Raw genomic sequence first — 20,180 nt, forward strand, 5'->3', positions numbered from 1 at the left:
AGTCCGCTTCCCGCGGACCCGGGTGCGCCGGGAGGTCCTCATGGCTGCTCCGAGGGCCCGGGGTGGGCGGCGTCGACGATGACGACGACCAGGGCCCGGGGACCGTGCACGCCCTCGACCCGGGTGAGTTCGATGTCGCTGGTCGCGGACGGGCCGGAGACGAAGGTCAACGGCCGGCGCGGGTCGAGGCGGGCGAGGGCCCCGGGGACGTCGTCCACGATCTGCTCCGCGCGCACGATGCACAGGTGGTAGTCGGGGACGAGGGTCAGGGCGCGCCGACCCTGGCCCGGGCCGGTGTCCAGGACGACGGTGCCGGTGACGGCGATGCCGACGGCGGCGAGGGTGACGGCGCCGTCCAGGGCGTCCAGCGCGGGGACGTCCAGGGGCTCCCGGTGCCACTCCCGGTCGCCGGAGGGCAGCAGGCCGTCCGGAAAGCCGTCGGGCACCGCCAGACGCAGGGCGCCGCGCGCGGTGAGGGCGGCGTCGATCGCTCCGGGCAGTCCGGCCGGGTCGGTCCGGACGACGGTGGCGCGGTAATCGGCGACCCGCTCGGCGAACAGCGCCACCAGGTCCTCGCCGTCGGCGTGACCGCGCCGGTAGTCGCGCGGGACGGGCAGGTCCTCCGGGCCCTCCTCGGCGGGGACGTCGGCGAGCGCGGCGCGGATGCGGCCGAGGACGGCGTCCCGGGTGTTCGCCGCTTTCGTGTTCGTCACTGCCCCTCCCGGTTCTTGCGCCACCAGGCGCGGAAGGACTCGGCGGGCGGCGCCGGGGTGTCCCGCGCCGCGGACCAGCCGCTCAGCGGGCCCGGCAGCCGGCCGATCCGGCCGCCCCGGGCCAGCGCCCGGCCGCCGAGCGAGGCCGCCCGCTGGGCGGCACCGAGCAGGGCGGGGGAGCCGAGGACGGCGGCGGCGGCCCTCATCGCCAGTGCCTCGCCGGTGGGCAGGCCGCCCGGCCCGCGCCTGGCCTCGACGGCCGAGGACCGCAGGTGCACCAGCAGCTTCGGGATGTCGATCTTCACCGGGCAGGCGTCGTAGCAGGCCCCGCACAGGGTGGAGGCGAAGGGAAGGGAGGCCGCACTGCTTTCGACGTCACTGGCCACACCGACGAGTTGTGGGGTGAGCACGGCGCCGATCGGCCCGGGGTAGACCGAGCCGTAGGCGTGGCCTCCGGTGCGCTCGAAGACCGGGCAGACGTTGAGGCAGGCGGAGCAGCGGATGCAGGCCAGGGCCTGGCGGCCGACGGTGTCGGCGAGGGTGTCCGTGCGCCCGTTGTCGAGCAGGACGAGGTGGAACTCAGACGGTCCGTCGGCCTCCGTGGTGCCGCTCCAGGTGGAGGTGTAGGGGTTCATCCGCTCGCCGGTGGAGGAGCGGGGGAGCAACTGGAGGAACACCTCCAGGTCCGCCCAGGTGGGGACGACCTTCTCGATGCCCATCACGGTGATCAGGGTCTCGGGCAGGGTGAGGCACATCCGGCCGTTGCCCTCGGACTCCACCAGGACGACGGTGCCGGTGTCGGCGACCGCGAAGTTGGCGCCGGAGACGGCGACCTTGGCGCGCAGGAACTTCTGCCGCAGGTGCCGCCGGGCGGCCTCGGCGAGCGCCGCGGGGTCGTCGGTCAGCCCCTCGGGAGCCGGCTGCCCCCAGTCGCCCATCCGCTCGGCGAACAGCTCGCGGATCTCGGTCCGGTTGCGGTGGATCGCCGGGACCAGGATGTGCGAGGGGCGGTCGTCGCCGAGCTGGACGATGAGCTCGGCGAGGTCGGTCTCGTAGGCGGTGATGCCGGCCTCGGCGAGCGCCTCGTTGAGGCCGATCTCCTGGGTCGCCATGGACTTGACCTTGACCACCTCCGCCTCGCCGGTGGCCCGCACCAGTTCGGTGACGATGCGGTTGGCGTCGGCGGCGTCGGCGGCCCAGTGGACCGTCCCGCCGGCCGCGGTGACCTCCTCCTCCAGGCGCACCAGGTGCCGGTCGAGGTGGCGCAGGGTCCGGGTCTTGATCGCGTCGGCGGCGGTGCGCAGGGCCTCCCAGTCGTCCAGCTCCGAGGCGACGGCCAGGCGCTTGTCGCGGATGACGGTCGTGGCGTGTTTCAGGTTGGCCCGCAGCCGGGTGTTCCCGAGGGCCTCGCGGGCGGCGTCGGGGAAGGACGGCGAGCCCAGCCAGACCACCCCGCGTCCGGCCGGGGCGGTCACGGCCGCACTCCTTCGGTGGCGGCGAGGATCTCGGCCAGGTGCATCGTCCGTACCCCGGCGGCCTGCCGGGAGAGCCCGCCGCCGATGTGCATCAGACAGGAGTTGTCGACCGTGCACAGCACCTCGGCCTCCGTCTCCCGCACCGCCCCGACCTTGTCGGCGAGCATCGCGCCGGAGGTCGCGGCGTTCTTGAGGGCGAAGGTGCCGCCGAAGCCGCAGCAGGAGTCGGCGGCCGGGAGCTCGACCAGGTCGAGGCCCTCGACCGCGCGCAGCAGCCGCCACGGCCGGTCGCCGAGCCGCAGTCCGCGCAGCGAGTGGCAGGTGGGGTGGTAGGTGACGCGGTGCGGGAACCGGGCGCCGACGTCCGTGACACCGAGGACGTCGGTCAGGAACTCGGTGAACTCGTGGACCCGGGGAGCCAGTTCGGCGACCTGGCGGCGCAGCTCCGGGGGGCTGTACCGCTCCGCGAGGACGGGGTGGTGCTCCCGGACCAGCCCGGCGCAGGACGCGGACGGGGTGACGACCGCGTCGTAGTCGGCGAAGGTCCGGGTGAACCGGGCCATCATCGGGACGGCCTCGGTACGGTAGCCGGTGTTGACGTGCATCTGCCCGCAGCAGGTCTGCTCCTGCGGGAAGTCCACGGTGTGGCCGAGCCGTTCGAGGACTGTCACCACGGCGCGGCCGGTCTCGGGGAACATGGTGTCGTTGAAGCAGGTGATGAACAACGCGATGCGCATCAGTGCGCCTCCTGCGGGGCCGGGACGTCCGGCGGCAGCAGCCCGCGCTCCTTGAGGTCCGCCCACAGCGCGTCCGGCACGCGGTGCCGGAGCATGGTGGCGGCGTCCCGCGCCTCGGCGGCGCTGCGGGTGCCGACCAGGACGCTCGCCACGGCGGGGTGCCCGAACGGGAAGCGCAGCGCCGCGGCGCGCAGCGGCACGCCGTGCTCCTCGCAGACGGCCTTGAGGTCGAGGGCGCGCGTGAGCAGTTCCTCGGACGCGGCGGCGTAGTCGAAGGTCGCGCCGGGGCGGGGGTCGGCGAGCAGACCGGAGTTGAAGACGCCGCCGATCACGACGCCGACGCCGCGTTCGGCGGCCAGCGGCAGCAGGTCGGTGAGTCCGCGCTGGTCGAGCAGGCTGTAGCGGCCGGCCAGGAGGACGGTGTCGAGGTCGGTCTCGCGGATGAACCGGGCGAGCAGCTCCGCCTGGTTCATTCCGACACCGATCGCGCCTACCGTCCCTTCGGCGCGCAGCCGGGCCAGCTCCGGATAGGCCTCGGAGATCGCCTGGTCCGCGTGCTCGTCGGGGTCGTGCAGGTAGACGACGTCGATCCGGTCCAGCCCGAGCCGTTCGAGGCTGTCCTCGATCGAGCGGCGGACGCCCACGGCGCTGAAATCCCAGACCCGGCGGTGGGTGGCGGGGACGGCGAAGCCGTCGGCGAGGTCGTCGCCCTCGGGCTCCGGGACCGGTCGCAGCAGTCGGCCGACCTTGGTGGAGAGGACGTACTCGCCCCTGGGGCGGCCGCGCAGGGCCTGTCCGAGCCGACGCTCGGACAGGCCCAGGCCGTAGTGCGGGGCGGTGTCGAAGTAGCGCACGCCCGACTGCCAGGCGGTGGCGACGGCCGCTTCTGCTTCGGCGTCGGTGACCGGGGTGAACAGGTTGCCGATGCCCGCCGCACCGAAGGCGAGTTCACCGACCTCCACCTTGCTGCGCCCCAGGGGACGACGGCGGCGCGAGGTCATGATCCAGCCTCCGTCCGCAGCCGCAGGTTCGCCATCCCGCCGTCGACCTGGAGGGTCGCGCCAGTGGTGCTGCCGGCGGCCGGGGAGACCAGGTAGGCGATGGCGGCCGCCACCTCGTGGGGGGTGACCAGGCGTCCGTGCGGCTGACGGGCGTTCAGCGCGGCACGTTCGGCGGCCGGGTCGTCGGCGGCGTCCAGCAGCCGGCCGACCCACGGGGTGTCCACGGTGCCGGGGCTGACGCAGTTGACCCGGATGCCCTCGCGGACGTAGTCGGCGGCCATGTGCAGGGAGAGCGAGTGCACGGCGCCCTTGCTCGCCGCGTACAGCGCGCGCCGCGGCAGACCGGTGGTGACGCAGATCGAGCCGAGGTTGACCACCGAGGCCCGGGCCGACCGGCGCAGGTGCGGGAGGGCGGCCCGGGTGGTGCGGACGACACCGAGCAGGTTGACGTCGAGGACGCGGTGCCACTGCTCGTCCGGATTGTCCTCGATGGTCCCGATCGCGCCGATGCCCGCGTTGTTGACCAGGATGTCTATCCCGCCGAGGGCCTCGGCCGCCGCCCCGACGGCACCGGACACCGAGGTGTCGTCGGAGACGTCGGCGGTGAAGCCGAGCAGCGGCTCCGGCACCGCCGACGGGTCCAGGTCCAGGACGGCCACCCGGGCGCCGCGTTCGGCGAGCAGGGTGGCCGTGGCCAGCCCGATGCCGGAGCCACCGCCGGTGACGACCGCGGTGAGTCCGTCGAGTTCCGGGACCGTCATGCGGTCGCCTCCTTCGGTGCCGGCTCCTCGGTCGGGAAGGAGCCGTGGTGGTCGGTGTCCGGGGAGACCCGGTCGTCGTAGGTGTCGACTGCGTTCGTCCGCGCCGTGGTCGCGGACGAGGAGGCGCCCCTCACGCGTCGCGGAAGGTCTGGCGCTGGGTGCCGAGGCCTTCGATGGTCAGCTCGACGGTGTCGCCCGCGCGCAGGTAGGGAGTGTCGGGCAGGCCCAGGGCCACGCCGGCCGGTGTGCCGGTGTTGATGACGTCGCCGGGGCGCAGCACCATGTACTGGCTCAGGTACCAGACCAGGTAGTGGACGTCGAAGACCATGTTCTTGGTGCTGCCGTCCTGGCGCGGCTCGCCGTTGACGGTCAGTCGCAGTCCCAGGTTCTGCGGGTCACCCACCTCGTCCGGGGTGACCAGCCAGGGGCCGAGCGGGTTGAAGCTCTCGCAGGACTTGCCGATGTCCCACTGGGCGGAGAACTCCAGTTGGAACTCGCGCTCGGAGACGTCGTTGCTGATCGCGTAGCCGGCGATGCACTCCGCCGCCTCCGCGGGGTCGGTGAGGTAGCGGGCCTCCCGGCCGATGACGACGGCGAGTTCCACCTCCCAGTCGGTCTTCACCGAGCCGCGCGGGATCAGCACGGGGTCCAGGGGGCCGACGACGGTGGACGGGTCCTTCATGAAGACCACCGGTCGCTCGGGGACGGCCGCGCCGGTCTCCTCGGCGTGGTCGCGGTAGTTGAGGCCGATGCAGACCACCTTGCCCGGACGGGCGACGGGTGCCCCGAGCCGAAGACCGGCCGGGTCGATGGCCGACAGCGAACCCTCCGTCAGCGCGGCGCGGACCCGGTCGATCCCGCCGGAGGCGAGGAAAGGACCGTCGATGTCGTCGGTCAGGCCGGTGAGGCCGAAGGTCGTGCCCTCCTCGTCGCGGACGGCAGGCGTCTCCGCTCCGGGCTCGCCGAGTCGCAGCAGCTTCATCTGGTGGCTCCCATCAACACATCGGTGTATCGGTGCCATGACCATATGAGGCCCGGACCGGCCCTCGCAAGGATTCCTCCGATGTTTACTCGTCGAACGTGCCGCCGGCAGGTTGCTGGGCCGGTCAATTGGCTGAACTTCTCTCGTGTTCACGATTCCCGGTTCAGAATCATCCGAGCTTTCTCTTCGGTCCGGGGATCCCGGTGGAGGCGCGTGCCGGGGCTGGGGGGTGAACTGCCGAGTGCGGCAGGGGCGTTACGGCGGGCTGAGGGTCTGGGCGCACCAGATCGTCTTGCCGCTGGTGGTGTGCCGGGTGCCCCAGCCCTGGGTGAGCTGGGCGACGAGCATCAGGCCTCGGCCGCCCTCGTCGAAGATGCGCGCCCGGCGAAGGTGCGGGGCGGTGGCACTGCCGTCGGAGACCTCGCAGATCAGCGAGGTGTCGCGGATCAGGCGCAGCCTGATGGGTGGTTGACCGTACTTGATCGCGTTGGTGACCAGCTCGCTGACGACCAGTTCGGTGACGAACGCCGTCTCCTCCAGGCCCCAGGCGGCCAGTTGGTCGGCGGCCAGCTGCCGGGCGCGGGCCACCTGCGTGGGGTCGGGCTCGATGTCCCAGTCGGCGACGTGGTCGGGGTCCAGCGCGCGGGTGCGGGCGAGCAGCAGGGCCGCGTCGTCAGTGCGGTGCTCCGGCAGCATGGCCTTCATCGCGGTGTCGCAGAGCGCCTCCAGCGAGGCGGCCGGCTCGCCCAGGAGCCGGAGCAGGTCGCCGGCCCCCTGCCCGCCGTCGCGCTCGCGGTTCCGCACCAGTCCGTCGGTGTAGAGCGCGAGCAGACTGCCTTCGGGCACCTCGATCTCGGTCGCCTCGAACGGCAGCCCGCCGACGCCGAGCGGCGGACCGGGCTGCGCTTCGATCGGGGTGCTGGTGCCGTCGGGCGAGATGACCAGCGGCAGCGGATGGCCCGCGCTCGCCAGGGCGCAGCGCCGGGAGACCGGGTCGTACACGGCGTACAGGCAGGTGGCGCCGGTCTCGCCGGCGGGCTCGAAACCGCCTTCGGACCGGTGGTCGTCGGGGAGGTGGAGGACCAGGTCGTCCAGGTGGGTGAGCAGCTCGTCCGGCGGCAGGTCCACGTCGGCCAGGGTGCGGACCGCGGTGCGGAGCCGGCCCATGCTGGCCGAGGCGTGCACGCCGTGGCCGACGACGTCGCCGACGACCAGGGCGACCCGCGCGCCGGACAGGGCGATGACGTCGAACCAGTCACCGCCCACGCCGGCGCCGGCCCCGGCGGGAAGGTAGCCGGAGGCCACCTCGATCGCCCCGTGCTCGGGCAGCCGCTGCGGCAGCAGACTGCGTTGCAGGGTCAGTGCGAGGGCGTGCTCGCGGGTGTACCGGCGGGCGTTGTCGACGGCGACGGCGGCCTTGGCGGCCAGTTCCTCGGCGAGGATCAGGTCGTCGGCGGTGAAGGCCTCCGGCCGGTCCCGGCGGGCGAAGGCGACGACGCCGAGCACGGCGCCGCGGGCCAGCAGCGGCACGGTGATCCGGCCGGTCAGCCCCTGCGCGGCGATGGACCGGTCGATCAGCGGAGTGCCCGGCGGCCAGTGGGCGGGGTCGGCGGCGAGACCGGGGCCGAAGGCCCATTCGCCGCCCTCGTCGGGCTCGGCGGCGAGCTGCGCCAGGGACCTGCCGGTGGACATGCAGCGGGCGACGACGGAGCCGGGCGCGTAGCCGACCGGCGCCACCGGTGCGAGGGCTCCGTCGGGGTCCTCCTTCGCGCTGTTCCGGGCGGCGCGGACGAGCGTGACGGTGCCGCCGGCGGCGACCGCGGCGGAGGCGGGCGGCTCCTCCCCGCGCAGGACCTCGTCGAAGAGGTCGACGGTGACGAGATCGGCGAAGCCCGGCACCGGGGCTTCGGCCAGTTCCCGGGCGGTGCTGATCACGTCCAGGGCCCGGCCGATGCCCCGGGTGGCCTCGTTGAGGATGAGCAGGCGCTGGCGGGCCCAGTACTCGGCGCTCATGTCGAAGCCCCAGTTGGCGACCGCGCGCACCCTGCCGTCGGCGTCCCGGACGGGCCAGATGCTGGTGGCCCAGGCATTCGCGTAGGCGCTGCCCAACGGCTTGAAGATCGTGATCAGGCGCGCGGGCTCGCCCGTCCTGGCCACCTCGGAGAGCTTGTCGGTGTACGGGACCCCCTCCAACTCGGGGAACAGTTCGCGGTACTTCTCACCGCGGATCTGCTCCTCCGTGTGCGCGATCACCCGGCACGCGGCGGCGTTCACCCAGAGGAACCGCAGTTCTGGGTCGTAGACCCCCAGGGCGAAGGGGCACTGCTCGAAGGCCCGGTCGGCGATCACCGGGCGGCGGTCCCAGCGCTGGAAGGTCAGTGCGCGACCGAGTGGCCGCCCGTCGGCGCCTCCGAGCAGGTGGGCCGTCACCACGGCGTCCACCGTGGAACCGTCCCGGCGGCGCACCGTGACCGACGTGGAGCCCGGGCGGCCACCCCCGAGGCCGTCATTCCCGGGGAAGGCGGGCGGGGGATCGATCAGGAAGTCGGCCACCGGGCGGCCGACGGTCTCCTCCGCCGTCCAGCCCAGCAGCAGCACCCCGCCCTCGCTCCAGCCGGTCACCACGCCGTCCGGGTCGACCACGACAACGGCTGTGGGTGCGTCCCGCTCGCCAGTCGTCTCCACGCGCGCCTCCGTCCGGGCAGCCGGGCACGCCGGACGGGGGTTCCGGCGCCTGGCTCCAGGCTATGTCCGGCTTGTACGACCCGCGCCCTCGGCCGGAGGACGGGCGGGGATCACGGCAGGATGACCAGCTTCCCGCGGGTACGGCCGGTACGGCTGGCGTCGAAGGCCTCACCCGTCCGCTCCAGCGGGAACGTCTCGGCGACCTCGACGGTCAGTGCGCCGCGCTCCACCACGGCCGCGAGCTCGGCCAGCTTTGCACCGTCAGGGCGGACCCAGATCCAGTGGCCGCCGTGCTGAGTCACTCCCGGGTCGGCGACGGAGATGTGCCGCCCGCCGTCGGCGAGCACGGCCAGGGTCGTCTCCAACTGGCCGCCGACGAAGTCCGCGACGGTCGAGACGCCGTCGGGCGCCAGCGCGCGCACCCGCTCGGTCAGGCCGTCGCCGTACGTCACCGGTTCGGCGCCCAGCTTGCGGAGATACGCGTGGTTGCGCTCCGAGGCCGTGCCGATCACCCGGGCCCCGAGGTCGCGGCCGAGCTGCACCGCGAGGCTGCCCACCCCGCCGGCGGCGCCGTGCACCAGGAGCACGTCGTCAGGGCCGACCGCGAGCCGCTCCAGGCTGCGCTGGGCGGTGAGTCCGGCCAGCGGCAGCCCGGCGGCCTGGGCCCAGTCGAGCCCGGCGGGCTTGCGGGCCACCGCGGGTGCGGCGACCGCGACGTACTCGGCGAACGTGCCGGCCTGCACCACGTCCTTGCGGGCGTAGGCCATCACCTCGTCCCCCGGGGCGAACTCGGGCGTGTCGGGGCCGGTGCGGGTGACCACCCCGGCGACGTCCCAGCCCGGGATGGCGGGGAAGACGGTGTCCATCATGGCGTCCAGGCCGCCCGCCATGACCTTCCAGTCGACCGGGTTGACGGAGGCCGCCTTGACCTGGATCAGCACCTGGCCGGGGCCGACCTTCGGTTCGGGCACCTCGCCGTACTCGAGTCGGGAGTTGTCCGGGGCGTACGAGTCATAGGTCACCGCGCGCATGAATCGACCTCCATGGATCCGGGTTGCGGCCTCGCGCACCGCCCCCGGGCGGGCGGGCGCCGTCGGCCACGCTATGCCGGGCGCGCGCGCCCGGCACGCCCGCACGGCCGTCGGAGCGGTGCCGTGTCGGGCCGGCGCGGGGCCCGGCACACCCGTGGGTGCGCCGGGCCCCGGCGTGCGACGTCAGTCCAGTCCGCCGCGACGGATCACCCCCGCGTACCAGTGGGCGCTGCTCTTCGGGGTCCGGACCAGGGTGTCGTAGTCGACGTGGACGATGCCGAAGCGCTTGTCGTAGCCGTACGCCCACTCGAAGTTGTCGAGCAGGGACCAGAGGAAGTAGCCGCGGACGTCCGCGCCGGCGGCGATCGCGTCGGCGACGGCGTCGAGGTGGCCGCGCAGGTAGGCGGTGCGCTCGGGGTCGTGGACGGTGCCGTCGGGGGCGACGGTGTCCTGGAAGGCGGCGCCGTTCTCCGAGACCAGCAGGGGCAGGCCGAACTCGCGGTGCATCGCGAGCAGGCAGTCGGACAGCCCGGTCGGGTCGATCGGCCAGTCCATGGCGGTGAGGTCGTCGTTGGCGCGGTGGAAGGCGACGTCCTCGGCGCCCGGCCAGGGCGAGGCCGTGCCGCCGCCGTGCCCGTCGTCCCGGGGGAGCGCCTGGCCGGGGGCCGAGGCGGAGACGACGGTCGGGTTGTAGTAGTTGAGGCCGAGCAGGTCGATCGGGCGGGAGATCTCGGCGAGGTCGCCGTCGCGGACCAGGGCGTCCCAGTCGACCAGGTGGGCGGTGTCCTTGAGGAGGTCGTCGTCGTAGCGGCCCCTGAGCATCGGGCTGGTGAAGATCCGGTTGCCCACGGCGTCGATCCGTCGGACCGCCTCCAGGTCCTCCGGGCGCTCGCTCAATGGCCGCACGACGTGCAGGTTGAGCGAGACGGCCAGCTGGGCGGCGGCGGGCAGCGCGGCCCGCAGGGCGCCGACGGCCAGGCCGTGGCCGAGGTTGAGGTGGTGGGCGGCGCGCAGCGCGTCGGCCGGGTCGGTGCGGCCGGGGGCGTGGACGCCGGCGCCGTAGCCGAGGAAGGCGCTGCACCAGGGCTCGTTGAGGGTGGTCCAGGTGGACACCCGGTCGCCGAGCGCCTCGGCGACGAGTCCCGTGTACTCGGCGAAGCGGTACGCGGTCTCCCGGGCGGGCCAGCCGCCGCCCGCGGCGGAGCCGTTGACCGGCGGGGTCTCCAACGCCTGCGGGAGGTCCCAGTGGTAGAGCGTGGCCACGGGGGTGATGCCGTGGCCGAGCAGCTCGTCGACCAGCTCCCGGTAGAAGTCCAGGCCGCGCTGGTTCGCGGGGCCGCGTCCGGTGGGCTGGACGCGGGGCCAGGCGATGGAGAAGCGGTAGGAGGTGAGGCCGAGGTCGGCCATGATCCGGACGTCTTCGCGGAAGCGGTGGTAGTGGTCCACCGCGGTGTCGCCCGTGTCGCCGTTGGCGACCTTGCCGGGGATGCGGCTGAAGGTGTCCCAGATCGAGGGGGTCCGGCCGCCCTCGGTGACGGCGCCCTCGATCTGGTAGGCGGCGGTGGCGGTGCCCCAGGCGAAGCCCGGTGGGAACGCGCGTCGGGTGCGGTGGTTGTCCGGTGAGACCACGGTCATGACAGAAGGGCTCCAATGAGTGCGGTGGGGTGAACAGCGGGCATCGGCCTGATGGACCGTCAACCCTTCAGTGCGCCCTGGGTGATGCCGCCGACGATCTGCCGTCCGAAGACGGTGAAGACCAGGAGCAGCGGTACGGTGCCGATGAGCGCGCCGGCCGTGATGACGGACCAGTCGGTCGACCAGCCGGTGCCGAGTCCGGCGAGGGCGACCTGGACCGTGGGGTTGATGGCGCCGTTCATCGCGATGACGGGCCACAGGAAGTCGTTCCACGACTGGACGAAGGTGAGCATGCCCAGGACGGCCATGGCGGGCCGGGCGATCGGCAGGACGACGTGCCAGATGACGCGCAGCGAGTTGGCGCCGTCGACCCTGGCCGCCTCCAGGAGTTCGGTGGGCAGGGCCTGGGTGAGGTACTGGCGCATGAAGAAGACGCCGAAGGCCGTCACCAGGGAGGGCAGGATCAGGGCGCCGAGCTGGTTGCCGAGCCCCAGGTGCCGCATCAGGATGAACAGCGGTACCACGCTGACCTGGGCGGGCACGGCCATGGTGGCGACGACGAGGGCGAGCATGGCGCCCCGGCCGCGGAAGCGCAGCTTGGCGAACGCGAAGCCGGCCAGGACGGCGAACGCCACCGTGCTGACCGCGACGGCGCCGGCGACCAGGGTCGAGTTGAGCAGCGCGACGCCCATGCCGCGTGCCCCGGCGTTGTCCCACGCGTAACCGATGTTGTGGAACAGGTTCGACCCGGGCACCAGCGGCGGGGGTGTGGCGACCACCCGGTGGCCGTCGGTCGACGCCGCCACGAGGGTCCAGTACAGCGGGAACAGCGAGGCGAGGGCGACCAGGGTCAGCGTCGTCAGCGCGAGCGGCCCGGCCCGGTGCTGGTCGCCCGCGCCCGGGGAGCGCAGCCGGCTCCGGCGCGCGATGGCGCGCGGGGCGGGGGAGTCGGGGGCGGGGGTGGTGGTCATGTCGTCGTCCTTCTCGGTCACTTGGCGGAACGCAGGCGGCGGGCGATCAGCGTGTTGGCCAGGCCGACCAGCAGGAGCAGGACGAACATCAGCCAGGCGACGGCTGAGGCGCGGCCGAGCATGCTGTAGTGGAAGCCCTGGTCGTACATGAAGACGCCGAGCGTCTCGTACTGGTGCTGGGTGCCGCCCTGGTGGCCGCTCTGACCTCCGAACAGGTAGGGCTCGCCGAAGAGTTGGGTCGCTCCGATGAACGAGACGACGACGGTGAACAGGATGGTGGGCCGCAGTTCGGGGATCGTGACGTTGCGGAACTGCTGCCAGCGGTTGGCGCCGTCGATCGCGGCGGCCTCGTACAGCTCGCGGGGGATGGCCTGCATCGCGGCGAGGTAGATCAGCGCGTTGTAGCCGGTCCAGCGCCAGATGACGATCACCGAGATGGCGAGCTGGGAGCTCCAGGTGCCGGATTCCCAGCTGACCGGCCCGATGCCCACCAGCCCCAGCAGCCAGTTGGCCATGCCGCCCTCGGGGCTGAAGATCAGGGCGAAGACGAGCGTGGCGGCCGCCACCGAGGTCGCGTACGGCGCCAGCAGCGCCGTGCGGAAGAAACCGCGGGCCGGGAGGCGGTAGTTGAGCAGGTGGGCGAGGCCGAGCGCGATCAGCAGCTGCGGGACGGTGGACAGCAGGCCGAGGGTGATCGTGTTGCGCAGGGCGTGCCAGAAGAGTTCGCTCGGCGGTCCGAACAGCAGGTCGGCGTAGTTCTGGAGACCGACCCAGTCCGCCTGGTCCACGTTGTAGAGGCTGACCTGGTGCAGGGAAAGCCAGCCCGTGTAGACCAGGGGGAAGAGCCCGAAGACCGCGAACACGAGGAAGAAGGGCGAGACGAACACGTAGGGCGAGACCTTGTGGTCCCAGCGGTGCAGTCGGCTGCGCAGGCCCGTCGGCTCTCCGGCGCGCTTCGGCGGGCTCGCGCCGGGTGGCGGTTCGGCCGGGTCGCTTCGGTGGGTGCGGGTCGAGGTGGCCACAGGTTCCTCCGTGCCGGGGCGACGGCCGGGCGGGCCGTCGGGTCGCTCTGGACTGGACTTGGGTTCGGTCTCGGCTGCCGGACGCCGGTACGGACCGCGCGGGGATGGAGCTGCCGCGCGGTCCGTACGGCGTGGCCCGCGGCTACTGGATGGTGCTCGCGATCTGCTTGGTGGTGTCGGCCCAGGCGGCCTCGGAGCTCTCGTGGTTCTGCTCCATCAGCAGCACGCCGTTGCTGAACGCCCCGTGCAGGTCACCGTGGTGCGGGCCGGTCTCGGCCGGCTGGATGGCCTTGGCCGCGGTGGAGAAGATCTGCCCGGTGGGGGCGTTCGGGCCGATGTACGGGTTCTTGAAGTCCATGACGCCCGGGAGCGCGTACGCCTTCTGGTTGGCCGGGATGGTGCCGACCTTCTGGAAGACCTTGGCCTGCTGTTCGGGGGCGGTGAGCCAGACGACCAGTGCCTGGGCAGCGGCCACGTGCTTGCCGGAGGCCGGTACGGCCAGGAACGAGCCGCCCCAGTTGCCCGCGGTGGGGGCCTGCGCGACGTTCCACTTGCCGGCGTTGTCCGGGCCGGAGAACTTCTCGATGTTGGCCTGCTGCCAGGACGGGCAGACGGTGGTGGCGAACGTGGAGTTGGAGAAGGCCGTCTGCCAGGGGGTGTCGAACTCCTTGAGTCCCTGGGTCATGCCGCCCTGGACCGCGTCGGAGGCCAGCTTCCAGCCGTTCTTCACACCGGCGGAGTCCTGGTAGTTCATCTTGCCGTTCTTGTAGTACTGCTCCGCGTTGGAGGAGACCACGCCGTTGTAGAGGCCGGTGGCGGTGTCCATGAAGAAGGTGCCCTTGGGGGCCTTGGCCTGGTACTGGCGGCCGACCTCGACGTACTTCGCCCAGTCACCGGCCCACAGGGCACTGACGGCGGCGGGGTCGCCGGGCAGGCCGGCGGCCTGGAAGAGGTCCTGGCGGTAGCAGATCGCCATCGGGCCGACGTCGGTGCCGAGGCCGACGGTCTTGCCCTGGGCGTTGGTCGCCTGCTTCCACTTCCAGGGCAGGTAGGCGTCCTTGTCGACTCCCTGGACCTTCGACAGGTCGGTGAAGGCGCCGCTGAGTTGGTCGGAGGTGGCCAGCGCGATCCGGCTGACCTCCAGCGCCTGGACGTCGTCGAGTCCGCCGCCCGAGAGCCGGGTCTGCAGCGCGGTCCAGTAGTCGCCCTCCTGGGTGGTGGTGTTCTCCTTGATCGTGATGTTCGGGTGCGCCTTCGTGTACTCGTCGAAGAGCCCGGCCTCCTTGTAGCCGAAGGTGCCGAAGTCGCCGACGGTCAGCGTGATCTTCGCGTTCGGGTCGTCCGAGCCGGCCCCTCCCGAGGCGCATCCGGTGGCCAGGGTCGCGGTGGCGACGGCGGCCGACAGGAGGGCGGCGGCTCTGCGGGAACGACGGCGCAGGAACATGAGGTTCTCCAGGGAGGCGGTTAGCGGGGTGCGCGGGTGGGACGCGCGCGGGCGCGGCGCTCTCGCGGTGCCGGGGACGGGGCCGGGGCGGTTGCGACGAGGGCGTGGGACGCGGTGTGTGAGGGGCGGGGCGGGTTCGGCCCCAGGAGCGCCTCCGTGACTGGAAGCGCTTCCAGTTCAGCAAACCCTGCTGCCTCGGACGGGAAAATGTCAAGAGGTGTTCCGCTGGCGGCCGTTCGAGCCGGTTCGCCGGTCAGCGGCCGGTCAGCGGCCGGTCGGTGGCCGATCGTCGGCAGGTCAGTGACCGGTCGCTGGCGGGTCGCCGGCAGGTCGGAGGTGAGGCGGCCCGGCGTCGGGGAGGGTGGCAGGGCGGCCCGGAAGCACCGTCGGGGGCGCCCTGGGGCTCGGAAGCGTGTCCAGGGCGGCCCCGGTGCGCCGCGGAATCAGCCGGTCGTGAGGGGGGCGGATTCCCGGATCGTCAGGCGGGTCGGCAGGACGAGCGGGCTCGGGTCCTGGCCCTCGACGGCCGCCACGAGCATCCGGGCCATCTCCAGCCCGAGCGCGCGCACCGGCTGGTGCACGGTCGTCAGCGGCGGGTCGGCGTACAGGGCGCCGGCCAGGTCGTCGAAGCCGACGACCGCGACGTCCCCGGGGACGTGTCGGCCGTGGCGGCGCAGGGCGCGCAGCGCTCCCAGGGCCATGCCGTCATTGGCCGCGAACACCGCGTCGACGTCCGGGCGGTCCGCGAGCAGCCGCTCCATCGCGGCCTCGCCGCCGCCCTGGGTGAAGTCGCCCGGGACCAGGCCGGCGGGGGACAGTCCGGCCAGGACGAGTGCCTCGCGGAAGCCCTGTTCGCGGGCGACGGCGGCCTGGAGGTCGACCTGCCCGGTGATCATCGCGATGTTCCGGCGTCCGCTGCCGACCAGGTGCTCGACGGCCAGGCGCGCGCCGCCCCGGTTGTCCGGGTCCACGTACCACCGGGGCGGGGTGCCGGTGAGCGGCAGGCCGCCGAAGACCACGGGCAGGTCCGTCCGCTCGGCCAGCCGGCCCAGGGGGTCGTCGCCGCGCACCGCCATCAGCATCACGCCGTCCGCCCGCTGGGAGCTCAGGATGCGCCGTAGGCGCTCCTTGCCGCGGGGCGTGTTGGCCAGCAGCAGGACCAGCTCCAGGTCCGTCTGGTCGAGGAAGGAGCTGACGCCCACCGTCACCTCGGCGAAGAACGGGTCGGCGAACAGGCCGGGTTCGTCGCTGGACACCGCCAGGACGACCGTGCCCGCGCGCCGGGTCGCCAGTGCTCGCGCGGTCGGGTTCGGCACGTAGCCGAGCTCGCGGACCGCCCGTTCCACCGCGGCGCGCTTGGCCGCGCTCACGTGCGGCACGTTGTTGATGACGCGGGAAGCCGCCGTGCGTGAGACGCCGGCCCGGGCGGCGACCTCGTCCAGCGTCGGCTGGCGTCGTGGAGACGTCTCCATCGCGATCGTTGATCCTCCTGTTGCCGACGGACGTTGTCCGGACCATGGTTCCACGGACATCCCGTGCCGCCAGGGCGACCGACCAACGCAATGCCTCCGCTGGTCGGAAGCGCTTCCACACTCTACGGCCAGGCGGGTCGGTTCTGTGGGGAGAGCGGCCACTCCGGCGGTTCCCGCTGGATATTGAGAATTGAACGAACTTGCTGCAGACGCCTTGACACCAGGTTCGACCGGGCCCAATCATCCTCGCATCTGGAAGCGCTTCCAGAACTCACTTCCACCCACCCCCACCCAGTGGAGGAAGCCCATGCGCCGCTCGCTTCGCCGGCTGTTCCTGCTCCTGGCCCCCGCCCTGACCGCGCTGCTGGTCGCGGTCAACCCCGGAGCCGCCCACGCCACCCCCACCACCCTGACCAGCGGCTTCTACGTCGACCCCGACTCCAGCGCCCAGCAGTGGCTCAACGCCAACCCCGGCGACGGCCGCGCGGCCGCCATCCGGTCGTCGATCGCCGCCGTGCCGACGGCGCGCTGGTTCGGCAACTGGAGCGGCACCATCGGGACGGCGACCGGCGCCTACGTCGGCGCCGCCGCCGCCACGGGCCGGCTGCCGATCCTGGTCGCCTACAACATCCCCAACCGGGACATCTGCGCCGGTCAGTCCGGTGGCGGCGCCGGGTCCGCCGCCGAGTACGCCACCTGGATCGCCGCCTTCGCCAGTGGCATCGGCAACCGGCCGGCGGTCGTCATCCTCGAACCCGACGCGCTCGGTGACCAGAGCTGCATGAGCACGAGTCAGATCACCGAACGCAACGCGATGCTGCGCAACGCCATCGCGCAGTTCAACGCCAAGGCTCCCAACACCAACCTCTACCTGGACGCCGGGAACCCCGCCTGGATGAGCGCCCAGACCATGGCCCAGCACCTGGCCGCGGCCGGGGTGAGCGGCGCGCACGGGTTCTCGCTGAACGTGTCGAACTACATCGGCACCGGGCAGAACACGGCCTACGGCGACGCCGTCAACGCCGCCCTTCAGTCGTCCAACGGCTTCACCAAGCCGTACGTCGTCGACACCAGCCGCAACGGCAACGGATCGAACGGCGCCTGGTGCAACCCGCCCGGGCGCAGGATCGGCACCCCCACGCAGTACGGCGGCGGAGCCGAGATGCTGCTGTGGATCAAGGCGCCCGGCGAGTCCGACGGCAACTGCGGTGTGGGCGCCGGATCGACGGCGGGGCAGTTCCTGCCGCAGGTCGCCTACAACATGATCTTCGGCTACTGAGCCGAGAACCCGACCGGAGGACCCACCTGTGAGACCACGCATTCCCCGTGCGCTGATCCCCGTCGGCGTGGCCGCGCTGCTGACGGGCATCGCCGCCCCGGCTCAGGCTCAGGCTCAGGCCCAGGGCCACCAGGCCACGGGCCACACGCTGGCGGCCGACACCCGCTTCTACGTGGAACCGGACCGCGACGCCGAGCAGCAGGTCGCCACCGACCTGCTGAACGGCGACCTCGCCGGCGCCACCGCCATGGCGAAGCTCGCCAGTTGGCCCGGAGCCCACTGGTACACCGACGGCACCCCGGACGAGGTGCAGCGTCAGACGCACACCCTGGCCCGCCGGGCGGCCCGCACCGGAACCGTCCCGGTCCTGGTCGCCTACAACGTCCCGGGGCGGGACTGCTCCCAGTACTCCAGCGGCGGCGCCCAGTCGGACGCGGACTACCGGGCCTGGATCGCCGGGCTGGCCAAGGGCATCGGGCGCGACAAGGCGGTGATCGTCCTCGAACCCGACGCCCTGGCCAACCTGCCCCGGGACTGTTCCCCGACCACCGACCCGACGGGTGCCCTCACCGCGGGGCGCATCGCCGATCTCCGGTACGCGATCGACGTCCTGGAGAAGCAGCCCAACACCACCGTCTACCTGGACGCGGGCAACAGCCACTGGCAGAGCGTGGGCGCCATGACGCAGCGCCTGATGGACGCGGGGGTCGAGCGCGCCCAGGGATTCTCCCTGAACGTCTCCAACTTCTTCTCCACCGACTGGTCCGACCGCTACGGCACGTGGGTGTCCGACTGCCTCTGGTACGCCACCAAGGGCCCGGCGGCGGCCCGGGGGCACGCCGAGCAGTGCGCGAGCCAGTACTACTCCCCGGCCGCTCCCAACGACGGCGCCGCGGGCAACGCCGTCAACGTGGACGACCCCGCCACCTGGCACTGGACCGACCTGTGGTTCCAGCAGAACGTCGGCTCGCGGCCCGCGGAGGAGCTCACCCACTTCGTCGTCGACACCAGCCGCAACGGGAAGGGCGACTGGACGCCGCCGGCGGGCAAGTACGCCGGTGACCCGCAGGTCTGGTGCAACCCGCCCGGGCGCGGCATCGGCAACCGTCCCACGGCCGACACCGGCACCCCGCTCGCGGACGCCTACCTGTGGATCAAGACGGTCGGCCAGTCCGACGGGCAGTGCAACCGCAGCATCCCCGGTGGAACGGCGGACCCGGAGTACGGCTCCGTCGATCCACCGGCCGGCACCTGGTGGCCCGAGCAGGCCCGCACCCTGGTGCGGAACGCCGACCCGGCGCTGACCTTCAACGGCTGGGGCTGACCTCGCGGCTCGCTCCGCCTCGGGGAGGTGCTGGGAGAACAATCTGTTAACGCTAACAAAACCTTTGCCGAGAATCTGGCATGGCCTCATAAACACCCAGTTCAGAGGCCATGTGAGAGCTCATCAGCGGTGTTGACGCGCTCATCGTTCGCCCATACGCTCCGGGCACCGGATCCCGTGGCCGAACTCCGATCGGAGCACTGATGTCCAAGCCCCGCCCCCGACAGCCCTTCGCCCGTGCCGCCCTGGTGGGCGCGCTCACGGCGGCCACCGTGCTGGGAGGCCTGCTCGGCGCGCCGTCCGCGCAGGCCTCGGCCGGTGCGCCGGTCGCGCCGTCCGGGTCGGTCGCGCCGTCCGGGCCGTCCGCCGTCGGGGGCGGGACCTTCTCCGCGCTGACCTACAACGTCGCCGGCCTGCCGCAGGTGGTGAACAGCTCCGACACCGAGCGGCAGAGCAGCACCACCGCCATCGGCGGCCGGCTCGCGCCGTACGACATCGTGCACGTCCAGGAGGACTTCAACTACCACGCCTTCCTGTACGCCGCCGACTCCCACCCGAACCGCACCGCGACCAGCGGCGGGGCGGGCATCGGCAGCGGGCTCAACACCCTGTCCGGTCTCGCCTACGACGGCGACGACTTCGAGCGGGTCAAGTGGAACGACTGCCAGCTGGACTCCGGTGACTGCCTCACCCCCAAGGGCTTCACCTTCATGCGGACCAGGCTCGCCGAGGGCGTGTACGTCGACTTCTACAACCTCCACGCGAACGCGGGCACCAACCCCGGCGACGAGACCGCCCGCGCCGCCAACCTGGCGCAGCTCACCGGCTACATCAAGACCCACTCGGCCGGGAACGCCGTCGTGGTGATGGGCGACACCAACACCCGCTACACCCGCGCCGACGACACCATCGGAGCCTTCGCCGCCGACAACCGGCTGACCGACGCCTGGGTGCAGCTGGAGCGCGGCGGCGTGGCCCCGACCCGCGGCGCGGACCCGCTGCTGTGCGACCAGAACGCGCCCACCGACACCTGCGAGATCGTCGACAAGGTCCTCTACCGCAGCAGCGCGCTGGTGTCGCTGACCGCGACCTCGTACGCCAACAAGCACGCCGACTTCCTGGACGCCTCCGGCAAGATGCTCTCCGACCACGATCCGGTCGCCGTGGGCTTCTCCTGGAGCCGGAACCAGGCCTACCTGGCGAGCGAGCAGTTCGGCGGCCCGCACGGCGACTTCTACGACGACATCGACCGGGTCGCGGCCGGTGCCCGGGCCACCACGGTCAGCCTGCGGGCCGGCAGCCGGGTCGACCAGGTCGGACTGACCCTCGCCGACGGCACCTCCCTCACCCACGGCGGCACCGGCGGCACCGCCTCCTCACTCACCCTGGGCAGCGGCGAGTACGTCAACTCGGCCACCCTCTGCCAGGGTTCGTACGACGGGCACACCCGCATCTTCTACACCTCCTTCGGCACCAACCTGGGCCGCAGCCTGGCCGGCGGCACCACCACCGCCGACTGCGTGACCCGCACCGCGCCCGACGGCTGGCAGTTCGCCGGCTTCCAGGGACGCGCCGGCGACGAGGTCGACAAGCTCGGCTTCCTGTTCACCCGCCGCTGAGCCCCGGCGGCCGAGCCCCCGCCGCTGAG

At 72.7% G+C, this 20,180-nt stretch carries 17 protein-coding genes; 3 read left to right on the forward strand and 14 right to left on the reverse strand.

Features of this window, described 5'->3' with window-relative positions:
- Positions 1 to 38: 38 nt before the first annotated feature.
- The 14 genes from ACFWIS_RS13440 to ACFWIS_RS13505 all read right to left on the reverse strand — a co-directional run bounded on the left by ACFWIS_RS13440 (position 39) and on the right by ACFWIS_RS13505 (position 15,929).
- On the reverse strand, positions 39 to 713 hold the full coding sequence (locus tag ACFWIS_RS13440; protein WP_380453551.1) for a lactate utilization protein C: 675 nt from the start codon (positions 711 to 713) through the stop codon (positions 39 to 41).
- Entirely contained in the window at positions 710 to 2,188 is a 1,479-nt protein-coding gene (locus ACFWIS_RS13445; RefSeq protein ID WP_380453554.1) for a lactate utilization protein B, read from the reverse strand. Before ACFWIS_RS13445 ends, ACFWIS_RS13440 begins: the two co-directional genes overlap by 4 nt.
- Entirely contained in the window at positions 2,185 to 2,925 is a 741-nt protein-coding gene (locus ACFWIS_RS13450; RefSeq protein ID WP_380453556.1) for a (Fe-S)-binding protein, read from the reverse strand. Before ACFWIS_RS13450 ends, ACFWIS_RS13445 begins: the two co-directional genes overlap by 4 nt.
- Positions 2,925 to 3,926 (reverse strand): aldo/keto reductase, encoded by a 1,002-nt coding sequence (locus ACFWIS_RS13455; RefSeq protein WP_380453558.1) that lies wholly within the window; start codon positions 3,924 to 3,926, stop codon positions 2,925 to 2,927. The genes ACFWIS_RS13450 and ACFWIS_RS13455 overlap by 1 nt, the downstream gene beginning before the upstream one ends.
- Positions 3,923 to 4,687, reverse strand: coding sequence for an SDR family NAD(P)-dependent oxidoreductase (locus ACFWIS_RS13460; protein WP_380453560.1), 765 nt, complete (start codon positions 4,685 to 4,687; stop codon positions 3,923 to 3,925). Before ACFWIS_RS13460 ends, ACFWIS_RS13455 begins: the two co-directional genes overlap by 4 nt.
- Positions 4,684 to 4,821 carry a hypothetical protein gene (locus ACFWIS_RS13465; protein ID WP_380453562.1) on the reverse strand — a complete coding sequence of 46 codons (138 nt, stop codon included), beginning with the start codon at positions 4,819 to 4,821 and terminating at the stop codon, positions 4,684 to 4,686. The genes ACFWIS_RS13460 and ACFWIS_RS13465 overlap by 4 nt, the downstream gene beginning before the upstream one ends.
- Entirely contained in the window at positions 4,818 to 5,669 is an 852-nt protein-coding gene (locus ACFWIS_RS13470) for a fumarylacetoacetate hydrolase family protein (RefSeq protein WP_380453564.1), read from the reverse strand. Before ACFWIS_RS13470 ends, ACFWIS_RS13465 begins: the two co-directional genes overlap by 4 nt.
- Before the next feature lie 255 nt (positions 5,670 to 5,924).
- Positions 5,925 to 8,354, reverse strand: a complete 2,430-nt coding sequence (locus tag ACFWIS_RS13475) for a SpoIIE family protein phosphatase (RefSeq protein WP_380453566.1) — start codon at positions 8,352 to 8,354, stop codon at positions 5,925 to 5,927.
- 110 nt (positions 8,355 to 8,464) lie between these two features.
- On the reverse strand, positions 8,465 to 9,385 hold the full coding sequence (locus ACFWIS_RS13480; protein ID WP_380453569.1) for an NADP-dependent oxidoreductase: 921 nt from the start codon (positions 9,383 to 9,385) through the stop codon (positions 8,465 to 8,467).
- A 183-nt stretch (positions 9,386 to 9,568) separates the two neighbouring features.
- A complete protein-coding gene (locus tag ACFWIS_RS13485; RefSeq protein ID WP_380453571.1) occupies positions 9,569 to 11,020 on the reverse strand; it encodes a GH1 family beta-glucosidase in 1,452 nt (483 codons plus the stop codon).
- 59 nt (positions 11,021 to 11,079) lie between these two features.
- A complete protein-coding gene (locus ACFWIS_RS13490) occupies positions 11,080 to 11,991 on the reverse strand; it encodes a carbohydrate ABC transporter permease (protein WP_380453573.1) in 912 nt (303 codons plus the stop codon).
- Between the two features lie 17 nt (positions 11,992 to 12,008).
- Complete coding sequence (locus ACFWIS_RS13495; RefSeq protein WP_380453576.1) at positions 12,009 to 13,013, reverse strand: carbohydrate ABC transporter permease; 1,005 nt, start codon at positions 13,011 to 13,013, stop codon at positions 12,009 to 12,011.
- Positions 13,014 to 13,155: 142 nt separating this feature from the next.
- A complete protein-coding gene (locus ACFWIS_RS13500) occupies positions 13,156 to 14,457 on the reverse strand; it encodes an extracellular solute-binding protein (RefSeq protein ID WP_380453578.1) in 1,302 nt (433 codons plus the stop codon).
- A 443-nt stretch (positions 14,458 to 14,900) separates the two neighbouring features.
- Positions 14,901 to 15,929, reverse strand: coding sequence for a LacI family DNA-binding transcriptional regulator (locus ACFWIS_RS13505; protein WP_380453581.1), 1,029 nt, complete (start codon positions 15,927 to 15,929; stop codon positions 14,901 to 14,903).
- Between the two features lie 307 nt (positions 15,930 to 16,236).
- On the opposite strand from ACFWIS_RS13505, the gene ACFWIS_RS13510 reads away from it, so the two are divergent.
- The 3 genes from ACFWIS_RS13510 (at position 16,237) to ACFWIS_RS13520 (ending at position 20,151) form a co-directional block, all read left to right on the forward strand.
- Positions 16,237 to 17,208, forward strand: a complete 972-nt coding sequence (locus tag ACFWIS_RS13510) for a glycoside hydrolase family 6 protein (RefSeq protein ID WP_380453584.1) — start codon at positions 16,237 to 16,239, stop codon at positions 17,206 to 17,208.
- Between the two features lie 28 nt (positions 17,209 to 17,236).
- On the forward strand, positions 17,237 to 18,532 hold the full coding sequence (locus ACFWIS_RS13515) for a glycoside hydrolase family 6 protein (protein WP_380453587.1): 1,296 nt from the start codon (positions 17,237 to 17,239) through the stop codon (positions 18,530 to 18,532).
- 203 nt (positions 18,533 to 18,735) lie between these two features.
- Positions 18,736 to 20,151 (forward strand): jacalin-like lectin, encoded by a 1,416-nt coding sequence (locus tag ACFWIS_RS13520; protein WP_380453589.1) that lies wholly within the window; start codon positions 18,736 to 18,738, stop codon positions 20,149 to 20,151.
- Positions 20,152 to 20,180: the final 29 nt, after the last annotated feature.

The sequence above is a fragment of the Kitasatospora sp. NPDC127060 genome (assembly GCF_042724935.1).
GTDB lineage: Bacteria > Actinomycetota > Actinomycetes > Streptomycetales > Streptomycetaceae > Kitasatospora.

What these genes read in the sequence shown, in the direction of transcription:
- ACFWIS_RS13490 (WP_380453573.1), bottom strand. Translation starts at nt 11,991, where the DNA reads ATGACCACCACCCCCGCCCCCGACTCCCCCGCCCCGCGCGCCATCGCG.
- ACFWIS_RS13500 (WP_380453578.1), bottom strand. Translation starts at nt 14,457, where the DNA reads ATGTTCCTGCGCCGTCGTTCCCGCAGAGCCGCCGCCCTCCTGTCGGCC.
- ACFWIS_RS13485 (WP_380453571.1), bottom strand. Translation starts at nt 11,020, where the DNA reads ATGACCGTGGTCTCACCGGACAACCACCGCACCCGACGCGCGTTCCCA.
- ACFWIS_RS13455 (WP_380453558.1), bottom strand. Translation starts at nt 3,926, where the DNA reads ATGACCTCGCGCCGCCGTCGTCCCCTGGGGCGCAGCAAGGTGGAGGTC.
- ACFWIS_RS13460 (WP_380453560.1), bottom strand. Translation starts at nt 4,687, where the DNA reads ATGACGGTCCCGGAACTCGACGGACTCACCGCGGTCGTCACCGGCGGT.
- ACFWIS_RS13450 (WP_380453556.1), bottom strand. Translation starts at nt 2,925, where the DNA reads ATGCGCATCGCGTTGTTCATCACCTGCTTCAACGACACCATGTTCCCC.
- ACFWIS_RS13505 (WP_380453581.1), bottom strand. Translation starts at nt 15,929, where the DNA reads ATGGAGACGTCTCCACGACGCCAGCCGACGCTGGACGAGGTCGCCGCC.
- ACFWIS_RS13510 (WP_380453584.1), top strand. Translation starts at nt 16,237, where the DNA reads ATGCGCCGCTCGCTTCGCCGGCTGTTCCTGCTCCTGGCCCCCGCCCTG.
- ACFWIS_RS13480 (WP_380453569.1), bottom strand. Translation starts at nt 9,385, where the DNA reads ATGCGCGCGGTGACCTATGACTCGTACGCCCCGGACAACTCCCGACTC.
- ACFWIS_RS13520 (WP_380453589.1), top strand. Translation starts at nt 18,736, where the DNA reads ATGTCCAAGCCCCGCCCCCGACAGCCCTTCGCCCGTGCCGCCCTGGTG.
- ACFWIS_RS13470 (WP_380453564.1), bottom strand. Translation starts at nt 5,669, where the DNA reads ATGAAGCTGCTGCGACTCGGCGAGCCCGGAGCGGAGACGCCTGCCGTC.